The organism is Pseudomonas sp. Z1-14 (genome assembly GCF_051132005.1).
Classification (GTDB): Bacteria; Pseudomonadota; Gammaproteobacteria; order Pseudomonadales; family Pseudomonadaceae; genus Aquipseudomonas.
Genome location: NZ_CP071646.1, coordinates 3,885,183 through 3,897,384, shown reverse-complemented (window position 1 = coordinate 3,897,384; position 12,202 = coordinate 3,885,183). Strand labels below are relative to the sequence as shown.

At 63.0% G+C, this 12,202-nt stretch carries 12 protein-coding genes; 6 read left to right on the top strand and 6 right to left on the bottom strand.

All coding sequences use genetic code 11. The features are described 5' to 3' along the window. Positions 1–18 precede the first annotated feature (18 nt). The 3 genes from J3P89_RS17560 (at position 19) to J3P89_RS17550 (ending at position 2,567) form a co-directional block, all read left to right on the top strand. Positions 19–552, top strand: coding sequence for a cysteine hydrolase family protein (locus J3P89_RS17560; RefSeq protein WP_434652776.1), 534 nt, complete (start codon positions 19–21; stop codon positions 550–552). A 127-nt stretch (positions 553–679) separates the two neighbouring features. After that, the gene (locus tag J3P89_RS17555) at positions 680–1,900 is read left to right on the top strand and encodes a helix-turn-helix domain-containing protein (RefSeq protein WP_434695077.1); all 1,221 of its coding nucleotides are present in this window, start codon (positions 680–682) and stop codon (positions 1,898–1,900) included. 34 nt (positions 1,901–1,934) lie between these two features. Further along, positions 1,935–2,567: a Vgb family protein gene (locus J3P89_RS17550; protein WP_434695076.1), complete on the top strand. Its 633-nt coding sequence runs from the start codon at positions 1,935–1,937 to the stop codon at positions 2,565–2,567. A 72-nt stretch (positions 2,568–2,639) separates the two neighbouring features. Here J3P89_RS17550 and J3P89_RS17545 read toward each other — a convergent pair whose 3' ends face one another. Then, positions 2,640–3,509, bottom strand: coding sequence for a CAP domain-containing protein (locus J3P89_RS17545; RefSeq protein ID WP_434695075.1), 870 nt, complete (start codon positions 3,507–3,509; stop codon positions 2,640–2,642). Positions 3,510–3,772: 263 nt separating this feature from the next. After that, entirely contained in the window at positions 3,773–4,735 is a 963-nt protein-coding gene (locus tag J3P89_RS17540; RefSeq protein WP_434568993.1) for an EamA family transporter, read from the bottom strand. Between the two features lie 331 nt (positions 4,736–5,066). Between J3P89_RS17540 and J3P89_RS17535 the strand changes: the two genes are divergently transcribed. Further along, positions 5,067–6,197: a sensor histidine kinase gene (locus J3P89_RS17535; RefSeq protein WP_434695074.1), complete on the top strand. Its 1,131-nt coding sequence runs from the start codon at positions 5,067–5,069 to the stop codon at positions 6,195–6,197. Positions 6,198–6,286: 89 nt separating this feature from the next. Beyond that, complete coding sequence (locus tag J3P89_RS17530; RefSeq protein ID WP_434568991.1) at positions 6,287–7,375, top strand: SMP-30/gluconolactonase/LRE family protein; 1,089 nt, start codon at positions 6,287–6,289, stop codon at positions 7,373–7,375. Between the two features lie 127 nt (positions 7,376–7,502). On the opposite strand, the gene J3P89_RS17525 is transcribed toward J3P89_RS17530, so the two are convergent. Continuing rightward, positions 7,503–7,943: a hotdog fold domain-containing protein gene (locus J3P89_RS17525; protein ID WP_434568990.1), complete on the bottom strand. Its 441-nt coding sequence runs from the start codon at positions 7,941–7,943 to the stop codon at positions 7,503–7,505. 161 nt (positions 7,944–8,104) lie between these two features. On the opposite strand from J3P89_RS17525, the gene J3P89_RS17520 reads away from it, so the two are divergent. After that, the gene (locus tag J3P89_RS17520) at positions 8,105–8,722 is read left to right on the top strand and encodes a TetR/AcrR family transcriptional regulator (protein ID WP_434695073.1); all 618 of its coding nucleotides are present in this window, start codon (positions 8,105–8,107) and stop codon (positions 8,720–8,722) included. Here J3P89_RS17520 and J3P89_RS17515 read toward each other — a convergent pair. From J3P89_RS17515 to J3P89_RS17505, 3 genes are all read right to left on the bottom strand, one after another. Beyond that, positions 8,709–9,110 carry a DUF1850 domain-containing protein gene (locus J3P89_RS17515; protein ID WP_434695072.1) on the bottom strand — a complete coding sequence of 134 codons (402 nt, stop codon included), beginning with the start codon at positions 9,108–9,110 and terminating at the stop codon, positions 8,709–8,711. The genes J3P89_RS17520 and J3P89_RS17515 overlap by 14 nt on opposite strands. After that, on the bottom strand, positions 9,107–11,134 hold the full coding sequence (locus J3P89_RS17510; protein WP_434695071.1) for a TRAP transporter permease: 2,028 nt from the start codon (positions 11,132–11,134) through the stop codon (positions 9,107–9,109). Before J3P89_RS17510 ends, J3P89_RS17515 begins: the two co-directional genes overlap by 4 nt. 79 nt (positions 11,135–11,213) lie before the next feature. Next, on the bottom strand, positions 11,214–12,164 hold the full coding sequence (locus J3P89_RS17505; protein ID WP_434695070.1) for a TAXI family TRAP transporter solute-binding subunit: 951 nt from the start codon (positions 12,162–12,164) through the stop codon (positions 11,214–11,216). Positions 12,165–12,202 lie beyond the last annotated feature (38 nt).

Sequence of the window (12,202 nt, the reverse complement as noted above, 5' to 3'; positions counted from 1 at the left end):
GCGCTCGGAGAGGCAAGCATGAGCAGCGCATTGCTGATTATCGACGTCCAGGCCGGGCTGTGCACGGGCGAAGAGGAATGCTTCGACAGCCCACGCCTGCTCGGCACCATCAACGACCTCAGTGCCAGGGCTCGGGCTGTCGGCTTGCCGGTGATCCTGGTCCAGCACGAAGAACTTGAGGGCTCGTTGGCTTATGGCAGTGCCGCCTGGCAATTGGCCGACGGCCTGCTCACCGCCGCGGATGACTTGCGCGTGCGCAAGACCACGGCGGACGCGTTCTACCAGACCGACCTGCTGGCGCTGTTGCAGGCCAGAAGCATCGATCGCGTGGTGATCTGCGGGCTGCAGACCGATTACTGCATCAATGCCACCGTGCGCCAGGCCCATGCCCTGGGGTACGAAGTGGTGTTGGCCGCCGATGCGCATTCGACGGTGGACAATGGCAGCCTGTCGGCCGAGCAGATCATTGCCGATCACAACCAGCGACTGGGGCGGCTGAGCAGCGCGGTGTCGCGCATCGATGTGGTACGGGCCGCCGAGATTCGCCTGTAGCGATACTCACTGCCTGGCCTGAGGAGCAGGCCGGGCTGGCGCTCCAGTGCGCAGCGACTGCAAGATTTTCAGGCCCGCTTCGCAGGCCAGCGGGAGCAAGCTCCCTCGCCACAAAGGCCGTCGTTTTATGGATTACGCGATCAGCATAGCAGCGCGAGCATTGGCGGCAGGCGATCCAGTGGCGGCGCTCAATCGCATCGCCTTGCGCACCGATGCCCCGGCCCTCGCGCTGCGCGGCATCGCCATGGCGCAGCTGGGGGACCTGGACAAAGCCAGGAGCCTGATGCGCCGGGCAAGTACGGCGTTCGGGTCCAAGGCGGCCGTGGCGCGGGCACGGTGTATCGTGGCGGAGGGCGAAATCGCCTTGGCTTCCCGTGACCTGGCGTGGCCCATGAAGCGCCTCGACGCCGCGCGGACGGTACTCGAAGCCTGCGGTGACCAGGCGAACGTCGGTCATGCTCATGCGATCGAAATCCGCCGCCTGCTGTTGCTCGGTCGCCTTGGCGAGGCCGAGGGCAAGCTTGCTGATCTGAATCTTTGCAGCTTGCCTGTGGCGTCTCGAGCCGCTTGTGAACTGGTGGCGGCGGGGATCGCCATGCGGCGCCTGCAAGCGCAAACCGCCCACGCCGCTCTGGAAAGGGCTGGGCAGGCCGCACGGCAAACGGGCATCAGCGCGCTGAACGCCGAAATCGAAAGCGCCTGGCGCATGCTGAGCTCACCGGCGGCGCGTCTGATCGGCCGGAACGAAGAGCGCTTGCTGATTCTTGAAGAGGTACAGGTGCTGCTGGCCGGTGCGGCGCTGGTAGTAGATGCATGCCGGTATGGCGTCAGTAGCGCTGGCAGCCAGGTTTCCCTCGCCCGGCGCCCGGTGTTGTTCGCCCTGGCCCGCGGGCTGGCCCAAGCCTGGCCAGGCGATGCATCGAGGGAAGCGCTCATGGCCGAGGCCTTCGGCTTGAAACTGACGGATGAGTCCCACCGCGCCCGGCTGCGGGTCGAGATGGGGCGGTTACGGGCGGCGCTGCGGTCATTGGCCGAGGTGAAGGCAACCCGGCGCGGTTTTATCCTGATTCCCAGTCAGGCCGACGAGGTCGTGGTGCTGGCGCGCGTCATCGAAGAACCTCACGGCGCGGTGCTGGCGCTGCTTGCCGATGGCGAAACCTGGTCCAGTTCGGCCCTGGCGCTTGCCTTGGGCAACAGCCAGCGCAGCGTGCAGCGGGCCTTGGAAACCCTCGCCGCCTGTGGCAAGGCGCAAGCGTTCGGTCGTGCCAGGGCCCGGCGCTGGATGGCGCCAACGATGCCTGGATTCGCGACGGCATTGTTACTCACTGCGTTGCCAGTGGCTGGTTAGGATGCAATCACATCCCACTGATGAGGCGAGTGAAATGAAACGTTCAGAAGCACAGATCCTGCGTGAGTACGGCCCTTTTCCGGGCGTCGAGTGTGTCCACGGCGTAAGCCACGACGGCGAGCGCGTCTGGTTCGCCTCAGGCGAAAAGCTCCACGCACTTGATCCCGCCAGTGGCCAGACCGTGCACTCGCTCGACGTGCCGGCGAACGCTGGCACGGCGTTCGATGGTGAGCACCTGTTCCAGATTGCTGGCGACAGCATCCGCAAGATCGATCCACGCACCGGCGAGGTACTGGCGACGATTCCGGCGCCCAACAGCGGTGATGATTCAGGGTTGGCGTGGGCCGAAGGATCGCTCTGGGTCGGCCAGTACAAGGCGCGCAAAATCCTCCAGATCGACCCTGCCGACGGAAAAGTCCTGCGCACCATTAAATCCAATCGCTTCGTCACGGGCGTGACCTGGGTCGACGGAGAGCTTTGGCACGGGACGTGGGAAAACGATGAGAGTGACCTGCGGCGTATTGATCCGCAGACAGCACAAGTGCTGGAAAGCGTGACGATGCCGCCCGGGACCGGTGTGTCGGGGCTGGAATCCGATGGGGGCGAACGGTTTTTCTGTGGCGGAGGTGGCAGCGGGAAGGTGAGGGCGGTGCGTCGGCCGGTGTGAGGATGCCAGGCTCGCATAAACCTCCGTGGCGAGGGAGCAAGCTCCCTCGCCACGGGATACCCGTCCGTTACATCACGGGGCGCCAAGCACCATTGTCCAATACACTCCGGCATCGCTGCGCGAGTCACTGGCCGCCGCCGCACCGACCTGGGTGAACATCGGGTTCATCAGGTTGGCGCAATGCCCGGGGCTGGCGAGCCAGTCGTGCATGGCCTGGCTTGGCGATCGTTGTCCGGCGGCAATGTTCTCGCCGAGTTTGCGTCCGCGAAAACCGGCGCTCCTGGCCCGCTCGGATGTGGAGCGACCGTCCGGGTCGCGATGGGCAAAATAGTTGCCGCGGGCCATCGACCGACTGTGGCCCTGGGCAGCGCTTCCCAGCGCGGCGTTCCAGCTCAGCGGCCGAGCCGCCGCAAAGCGCTGGCGCCCGCACATGCGGGGCTTGGCCCTGGCGGCATTGACCTGGGCCAGCAGCGTTTTGTCCGGCGCGTCGATGTCGCGCGTGTCGCTGATCCGCGTTCCGCCCATGGGTTGTGCGAGCACCACGCGCCATTCATCCCCGACCCGATTGACGCCAATGTCGGCGTACTGGCCGTCCAGCAGCGCTGCGCAATGCTCGTCCGCCAGTCTCTCGAACGCTTCTTCGGCGTCCCGCGCATCGGTCAGGCGAATGCTGCGCACTGACCGGGCCTGATAGCCGGATCTGCTCAGGGTTTCGCGCAAGCCACCGCTGAAGCCGATGGGCAAGGCCAGGCTGGAGCGCAACACCAAGGGTTGGGCAGCACGCACTGTTTGCCATTCACAGCGGTGGGGCTGGCTGCGGTAGTCGTTGATGGCACTCACCAGTTGTCCTTCGCCTCGGGCGTGAGCCGGGCTGGGGAACAACGGAAACAGGATCGTGAGGCACAGCGCAGCGAAACGGCGAGAGCGAACGAGGTGGCGCATGGATGGACAGCTCTGGAAGGGAATTGCCTGAGCGCCGGGAGACGGCGCCAATCAGCCTGAAACGCTTCGTTCAGGGCTGGGGTAGGACTGTGGCTTTTGAAACTAGTTTCCGGCGCACCCAGACATAAACGCCTGACCGCACAATGCTTTTGTGGCGAGGGAGCTTGCTCCCGCTGGCCTGCGAAGCAGGCCCAAGAAATTCGCGACTGCTTCGCAGCCGAGCGGGAGCAAGCTCCCTCGCCGCAAAAGAGCGTTCAGTCAGTTCAATTGCGTGCAGCCACCGGCGCCTTGACCCGCTCAGCCTTGCGCCAGGTCAGCAACACAATGCCCGTCACCACGATCGCGCCGCCGAGCACCTGGCCCGGGTTGAGCATCTGGTCCAGCACCAGCCAGCCGATCAGCAGGGTCGCCAGCGGTTCGATGTTCATCACCGGGGCGTTGCGTGGCATGTCCAGGCGTGGCACGCACATGAACAACACGATGAACCCGGTGCCGTAAAGCACCACCAGGGTGGCGAGCGCGAGCCAGCCGGTGTTGCTGGCTGGCAGGTCGAGGCCGCCGGGCAGGGCGCCGGTCAGGCCTGCGAGGTTGACGCTGCTGAACACAATGAAAATCGTCAGCAGGCTGCGCACCGAGCCGCGTACCTGGGACAGCTTGTGATCGGTGATCCACAACGCGCAAGCGAACACGCACGCGGCGCAGAATGCCAGGCCAACCCCCAATAGCCATTGCGGGCCGACATCCGCCTGCGACGATAACCGCGCCGGCACTTCAAGCACGAACACCAGGCCGACCAGGATCATCCCCATCAACATCGCCGTACGCGCAGTGGGGCGCGGCCCGCCGAGCGCCCAGGTCAGCAGCGCCAACAGGATCGGGAACACGTTACCCACCAACAGTGCCAGCGCCACCGGCACCCGCGCCACGGCCGAATACAGGCACAGGCTCTGGGCGCCGATCAACAGGCCCAACACCAACTGCCAGCGCCAGGCCCCGGCGGGCAGGCGCAGGCTCTGGCGTTGCCACAAGACCATCGCCGCCAGCACCAGCAACGTCCCGCCCGAGCGCAGCAGGATCGCCAGCAGCACGCCGGCACCGTCATCGAACGCCGCCCGCGCGGCGACGTGGTTACCGGCAAAAGCGCAGCCCATGCAGAGCAGGATGAGCACAGCGACAGGGCGGGAAAAAGGAATAGGAACATCGGCGGCAACGGTGGGGCGGGTCATGGCAGCAATCTCAAAGGTGTACCACCGCAGCAGCGAGGCTTCGGTGGTTTATTTTTTAGTTATAGGTTGTCGTACAACAAAGGAAGATTTGTACCGGATCCAGCAGAGAGAGACAAGCGCCGGCTCCCGCCCGTCAACCCGTTCTCCCCAGATGTTCACAGCTCACCCGTGGCGAGGGAGCCTGCTCCCGCTCGGCTGCAAAGCAGCCGCCAGCTCCACCAGCTCAACCAATCCAGAGACTGGCGTACATCCCCCAGCGATTTGCTGTACAACAGCTGACCGCTGTGTTGTTTCCGGCACCGATCCCCCTGAGTTTCCCGCGGAGCAACCCATGCGCCTGGCTGATTTCATTGTCGACAACATCGAACCGATCCTCCAGGCGTGGGAAGACTTCGCCAGGACCATCACCCCGGCTTCCATCGGCATGGATGCGGTAGCGCTGCGCGACCATGCCGAGCAGATGCTGCGCACCATCGCCATTGATCTGCGCACCTCTCAGACCCCGGAGGAGCAGATCGCCAAATCCCAGGGCGAAGCCCCGGCGGCGGAGGCCGAGACCGCGGCGGAAACCCACGCTGTCATTCGCCAGTCATCCGGTTTTACCGTGGAACAGATGGTCTCGGAGTACCGTGCGTTGCGCACCAGCGTGCTGGTGTTGTGGATGCCCCATGCCCAGCTGGACCAGGCGCAGGCGATGTCGGATGTGATCCGCTTCAATGAAGCCGTCGACCAGGCCCTGGCGGAATCGGTGGTCAGTTATTCCGGCGCGGTCGATGCGGCGCGCAATATCTTCCTCGGGATTCTGGGACATGATCTGCGCAGCCCGCTGGGGGCAATCCTGCTGAGTTCCGAAGTGCTCCTGCGCGCCGGCGATCTGCCTGCCAAGGCCACCAAGATTTCCTCGCGCATCTACACCAGCGTAAAACGGGCGAACAAGATTGTCGGCGACCTGCTGGACTTCACCCGTACCCAGCTGGGCGCAGGCATACCGGTACAGCGTTTCAACGGCGACCTGGTCGCGGCGTGCGAAGGCATGGTGGAAGAGGCGCGGGCCTATCATCCGGAAAGCAGCATCCTCTTCGAGCCCCACGGTCCGCTTGAAGGACTGTTCGATCCGGCGCGGATGGAACAGGTGTTTTCCAACCTGATCGGCAATGCCGTGCAACATGGCGCGGAGGGCGCGCCGATCACGGTATCGTTGAGCCGCGAAGGGGATGAAGCCGTCATCGCGATCAACAACCAGGGCAAGCCTATCGAGAAGGACGCCATCGCCAGCATCTTCAATCCCTTGATCCGGCAACTGCGCAGCGGCGACCTGCAATATGGCCCCACGGCCGGCCTGGGACTGGGCCTCTACATTGCCTCGGCGATCGTCGCGGCTCACCAGGGGACCATCGAAGTCCACTCGAAGGCGCGCGGAGGCACCACGTTCACCGTTCGGATCCCACTCCATCCCGAGTGACAGGGCCGGGCGAGGATAATAACTTGTACGATGTCCTATCAGAGGGTAAAACAAACGTCCCGTCCAATAATAATTAACGGAGACGTACTATGGATGCTTCGCAACCTGCAACCGCCGATCAGGCGCGCCGGACCTTCCTCAAGAAATCCCTGGTGGTCTCGGCCGCCGCCGCGACCCTTGGCAACCTGCCCGGCCTGACCCAGGCCGAACCGCTGAGCCAGCGTTATCCGGACCCTCTGGTCAACATCCTCGACCCCAGCTTCATGGACCTGCGTATCTTCAACGCCAGCGTGGAAAAACTCGCCAGCGGCCTGCGCTGGGCCGAAGGGCCGGTGTGGATCGGCGACGGTCGGTATCTGCTGGTCAGTGACATCCCCAACAACCGCATCGTGCGCTGGGACGAAGTCACCGGTGGGCTGTCGGTGTATCGGGAGAATTCGAACTTCTCCAACGGCATGTGCCGTGATCGCCAGGGACGGTTGCTGGTCTGTGAAGGCTCGACCACGTCGACCGAAGGGCGGCGTATCACCCGCACCGAACACAACGGCACGATCACCGTGCTGGCCGATCGTTTCGACGGCAAACCGTTGAACTCGCCCAACGACATCGTTTGCAAACGGGATGGCTCGATCTGGTTCACCGACCCGCCGTTCCAGACCGGCAACAACTACGAGGGGCACAAAGTCACCCCCGAGCAGCCGCACGCGGTGTACCGCATCGACGGTGAAACCGGGAAGCTCAGCCGGGTCATCGACGACCTGGCGGGGCCGAACGGCCTGTGCTTTTCCCCGGATGAAAAAACTCTCTACGTGGTCGAAGGCCGGGCCAAGCCCAACCGCCTGGTCTGGGCAATCACGGTCAAGGATGACGGCACCTTGGGCGAGCGCCGCAAGCATATCGAAGGCCTGGATTACGCCGCCATCGACGGCATCAAGTGCGATGAGAGCGGCAACCTCTGGTGCGGCTGGGGCGGCAACGGCGACCCCAAGGCCGACCTGGAAAAACTCGACGGTGTGCGGGTGTTCAACCCCGAGGGCAAGGCCATCGGGCATATCTCCCTGCCGGAACGCTGCCCCAACATCTGTTTCGGCGGCAGGGAGGGCAACCGGTTGTTCATGGCCGGCAGCCACTCGTTGTACTCATTGTTCGTGAACACCCGCGGGGCGACGTTTGCCTGACCATTAAAATAGCCCAGCAACGTCTCTCAGTTAGCCGAGCACCTCTCTTTGTGGCGCGGGGATAAATCCCCTCGCCACGATTTTTCCAATTATTGGATAGAAGGGCGTTCCAGACGCCCCCGATTTTTCAAGCCAACTTCACATTCATGGTGATCCGCGCCGTGAACACCTTCTTGCCATCCACGTCATGAATATCCACCGGCACGATCTTGTCGCCCTCGGTCTGCCAGTCCACCTCATCGCCGTTCGCCACCGCCGTCACGTCGCTCTTGGCCTTGGCCAGGTATTCCACGGTCATGCCTTTGGGGATCCACCGGGCGCCGTCGGGAATCGAGACGTTGGTCATCATCCCGGCGGCCAGCTCGGCGGCGTTGCACATGGCAATGGCATGCACGGTGCCGAGATGATTGGTGATTTCCTTGCGAAACGGTACCTGCACAGTCGCCGCGCCCTGGCGCAGCTCCGTGACCAGCGGATTGATAGTGGAGAAGTAAGGTGCCATCTGACAGGCCATTTTGCTGAACGCATCGGGACCTGCGCTGTTGAACATACCGAGAACCTGATTCATGTGAAGCCTCACTGACAAGGGATTTGCGGAACAATCTTCCGTTACAGAATATTATTCTGTAACGGAACGGTATTCTGTTGTTGGCGAATCTGTCAAGCTGCGCTCACTTCGTCATGGGCAGCCGTCTGCCTGATCCTTCAACGAACCGGTTTAAGCCCAGCATGCAAACAACGGAATTACTCGAACGTGCCTTCCCCGGCAGAAGGGCCGAGCTCAAGCGCGATATCTTCAGAAAGGCCCTGGCGCTGTTCAACGAACAGGGCATCGAGGCGACCACAATCGAAATGATCCGCACCGAATGCCAGACCAGTGTCGGCGCGATCTACCACCACTTCGGCAACAAGGAAGGCCTGGTGGCGGCGCTGTTCTTCACCGCGCTGGACGACCAGGCGCACTTGCGCGAGCAATACCTGGCCGAGGCGACGACGGCCGAACAGGGCGTGCAAGCGTTGATCTACAGCTATGTCGATTGGGTCGACAGCCAGCCGGAATGGGCGCGTTTCCAGTATCACGCGCGTTTTGCCGTGACCAAGGGGCCGTTCAAGGACGAACTCGCCAACCGCAATACCACGCGCAACGGCCAGCTCTGGCAGTGGCTGAGCGCGGCGGAGCAGGGCGAGGCGCTCAAGCGTTATCCAGCCGAGTTGATGTTCTCGCTGATCATCGGCGCGTCGGAAAGTTATTGCCGTGCCTGGCTGGCGGGGCGCGTGCCGACCAGCCCGAAGGCCCATCGGGAATTACTGGCGCAGGCGGCGTGGCGGTCGATCAGCGCTGAATGATCGAGCGCCGTTCGCAGCTCCACAGTTCTACCGAGGGGTGTTCCACGGTGGGCGGGCCGAGCCAATGCGCCATCGGCTGGCAATGGCCGGCATGACACAGTTGGTAATCGCCGGCCTGGGGCGTGCGGCCCAGCTTCAAGGGTTGCAGCGGCGGCAGTTGGCGATAGTAGTGCCAACTGCCGTGTTCCAGCCGGGCGTTTTCCGGAATGTCCATGCCGGCACCGTTGCCCTTGATCCTGGCTTCGCCCAGGACCAGGCCCGTTTCGGTGACACGGTAGTCTTCCTCCCAACGGATCTTCTCGATGGTGTGATCCCACGCCAAGGTGAACTCGCTGAGTTCAAGCTGCGCCCAGATCACTCCGGACAGGCCCAGGCACAAGCCGATCACGCCAAGGCCTGTCCGCCGCGACGTGCGCGCCACAGATGCTGCCCGATCAACAGCGCCCCCAGGACAAAGCCGATTTCATCGGTCAACGGCAGCGCCACCACCAACAATGCCCCGGCGGCAAAACACATCAGCCGTTCCCAGACCGGCATCTTCTGTTGCAGGAAACCGGTGGACGCCATGCCCCACAGGCCGACCGCGAGCAAGGTCTTGATCAGCATGTACGCCGTCATCCAGAGATTGTCGCCCTGGAGCATCAGCGCCGGGTTGTAGACCGTCATGAACGGAATGACGAAGCCGGCGAGGGCGATGCGCACGGCCCAGAAGCTGATCTTCAGGCCACTCTCCCTGGCGATGGGCGCGGCGGCGAAACAGGCCAGGGCCACCGGCGGGGTCAGGTCGGCGAGGATGCCGAAATAGAACACGAACATGTGCGACACGATCAGCGGCACGCCCAGTTCCAACAGGGCTGGCGCGGCGATCGAGCTGGTGATGATGTAGTTGGGGATGGTCGGGATGCCCATGCCCAATACCAGGCAGGTAAGCATGGTCAGGATCAGCGACAGCAGCAGGTTGTCCTTGCCGATGGCCAGGATGTAACCGGCGAAAGTGGACGCCACGCCCGTCAGCGAAACCACGGCGATGATGGTGCCAACCAAGGCGCAGGCGATCCCCACCGGAACGGCGTGCCGGGCACCATCCACCAATGCATGCAGGCAGATGACCAGGGTTTCCCGTGTGCCTTGCATGAACCAGCAAGCCACCACCAGCACGCCGATCACCGCGAACACGATTCCGATACCCAACCGGAAGAAGCCGACGCAGAGAATCCCCAGTGCTATCCAGAATGCGCAGCGCAAGGCGTAGTTGGATACTTTGAGGATGATCGCCGACCCGAGAATCACGATAGCGGTCAATGCCAGACCGACCATGCCGGAGAACAGCGGAGTGCGCCCGGAAAACAGCAGATAGACCAGCACTGCCAGTGGAATCAGCAGATACCAGTTTTCCTTGACCGCGCCCCAGGCACTCGGGCACTGATCCTTGGGTAGACCTCTGAGGTTCGAACGCTTGGCCTCCAGGTGCACCATCCAGAACACCGAGCCGAAATACAGGCAGGCGGGTATCAAGGCCGCCTTGGCGATTTCCACGAACGGCACGTTGATGGTCTCGGCCATGATGAACGCCACCGCACCCATGACCGGCGGCATGATCTGGCTGCCCATGCTCGATGTCGCTTCCACGCCGCCGGCGAACGCGGCCTTGTAGCCAAAACGCTTCATCAGCGGAATAGTGAACTGGCCGGTCGTCACCACATTGGCGATGCCCGAGCCGGTGATGGTGCCCATCAGCGCCGATGACACCACCGACACCTTCGCCGGACCGCCGAGTTTGTGACCGAACAGGCCCATGGAGAAATCGGTGAACAGCTTGATCATGCCGGCCTTTTCCAGGAAAGCGCCGAACAGGATGAAGAGGAAGATATAAGTGGCCGATACGTAGGTCGGCGTGCCGTACAACCCTTCGGTGCCAAACGCCAATTGGTTGATGATCTGGTCCACGCCGTAGCCGCGATGCGCCAGGTCGCCCGGCAGGTGTTCGCCGAACAGGCCATAGGCTAGGAACAGGCCGCAGATGATCGGCAAGGCGATGCCCATCACCCGCCGCGCCGCCTCGAATACCAGCACGATCAGGACGATGCCGATGACCATGTCGGCGCTCGTCAGGTCGCCGGAGCGCTGGATCAGGTCGGCCTCGAACACCCACTGATAGAGCGCGGTCGCCATCCCCGCCAGCCCCAACGCCCAGGCCAGGGGTTGCCAGGGCCGTTGCTTGCCATGGGCCGGGTAACTCAAGAACACCACCCACAGCAAAAAGCCCACATGCACCGCCCGCAGCACGATGCTCGATACCGGGGAGAAGGCTGCGGTGACGATCTGGAATATGGAAAACAGCAACGCTACATAGAACAGCGTCTTCGGCCAGTCCCGTGGGTCCGTGGCGATGCCGTGCTGGTCTTCACTCATAAGGTGCCTGCCTGTTGTCTGTAGCCGGTGCGAAACACGACACGGCAACGGCGGTTTACGCCGTTGCCGCCCCAGGGGTCTACAGCGCGCCCACTTCCTTGTAGTAGCGTTCGGCGCCAGGGTGCAGGGCTATCGGCAGGTTCTTCGCGGCGTTTTTCAGGGAAATGTCTTTCGCCGCCGAATGGGACGTGCCCAGGCGATTGAGGTTGTCGAAGAGCAGCTTGGTCATCTGATAAGCCACTTCGTCCGGCACATCCTCGCGGGTCACCAGGATATTGGTGATGGCGACGGTGGGCACGGCGTCAGTTTGTCCGTCGTACGTGTTGGCCGGGATTTGCGCGCTCAAATAGGCCGGGTTACCGATTTTTGCCACGACATCGGTGGGAATCGATACGTAGTTCAATGGCATCGTCGACGCCAGGTCACGAATCGCGGCCATGCCCAGGCCGGAAGATTGCAGCGTGGCATCCAACTGGCGGTTCTTGATCAGATCCACCGACTCGGCGAATGGCAGGTATTGCACCTTCATATCGCTGTAGGTCAGGCCCGCGGCCTTGAAGATTGCCCGGGCGTTGAGCTCGGTGCCGGATTTCGCTGCGCCGACCGAAACGGTCTTGCCCTTGAGATCGGCCAGGGTCTTGATGCCCGATTCCTGGCTGGCGACGATTTGTATGTAGTTGGGGTAGGCGCCGGCGATGGCCCGCAGCTTGGTCAAGGGCGCCTTGAAGCCGGCGTCTTCCACCCCATTCCTGGCGTCCGCCACCGAGTCGCCCAAGGCAAACGCCAGCTCCCCGCGTCCGGCTTGCAGCAGGTTCAGGTTTTCCACCGAAGCCTTGGTGGCCTGGACCGACGTCTTGGAATCCTTGATGCCACTGCTGTAGATCTGCGAGAGCCCGACGCCAATCGGGTAATACACCCCGCTGGTGCCTCCGGTCAGAATGTTGATGTACGCTGGCGCAGCATAGGCCGTGGTCGTGACCATCACGGCTGCGGCGGCGGCCAGGGAAATGAAGCGTTTGCTGATTGGCATGGCGACTCTCCGTCTTGTTATGGCTTTTGCAGAGTCTT

What these genes read in the sequence shown, in the direction of transcription:
- J3P89_RS17530 (WP_434568991.1), top strand. Translation starts at nt 6,287, where the DNA reads ATGGATGCTTCGCAACCTGCAACCGCCGATCAGGCGCGCCGGACCTTC.
- J3P89_RS17560 (WP_434652776.1), top strand. Translation starts at nt 19, where the DNA reads ATGAGCAGCGCATTGCTGATTATCGACGTCCAGGCCGGGCTGTGCACG.
- J3P89_RS17535 (WP_434695074.1), top strand. Translation starts at nt 5,067, where the DNA reads ATGCGCCTGGCTGATTTCATTGTCGACAACATCGAACCGATCCTCCAG.
- J3P89_RS17555 (WP_434695077.1), top strand. Translation starts at nt 680, where the DNA reads ATGGATTACGCGATCAGCATAGCAGCGCGAGCATTGGCGGCAGGCGAT.
- J3P89_RS17505 (WP_434695070.1), bottom strand. Translation starts at nt 12,164, where the DNA reads ATGCCAATCAGCAAACGCTTCATTTCCCTGGCCGCCGCCGCAGCCGTG.
- J3P89_RS17510 (WP_434695071.1), bottom strand. Translation starts at nt 11,134, where the DNA reads ATGAGTGAAGACCAGCACGGCATCGCCACGGACCCACGGGACTGGCCG.
- J3P89_RS17545 (WP_434695075.1), bottom strand. Translation starts at nt 3,509, where the DNA reads ATGCGCCACCTCGTTCGCTCTCGCCGTTTCGCTGCGCTGTGCCTCACG.
- J3P89_RS17550 (WP_434695076.1), top strand. Translation starts at nt 1,935, where the DNA reads ATGAAACGTTCAGAAGCACAGATCCTGCGTGAGTACGGCCCTTTTCCG.
- J3P89_RS17525 (WP_434568990.1), bottom strand. Translation starts at nt 7,943, where the DNA reads ATGAATCAGGTTCTCGGTATGTTCAACAGCGCAGGTCCCGATGCGTTC.
- J3P89_RS17540 (WP_434568993.1), bottom strand. Translation starts at nt 4,735, where the DNA reads ATGACCCGCCCCACCGTTGCCGCCGATGTTCCTATTCCTTTTTCCCGC.
- J3P89_RS17520 (WP_434695073.1), top strand. Translation starts at nt 8,105, where the DNA reads ATGCAAACAACGGAATTACTCGAACGTGCCTTCCCCGGCAGAAGGGCC.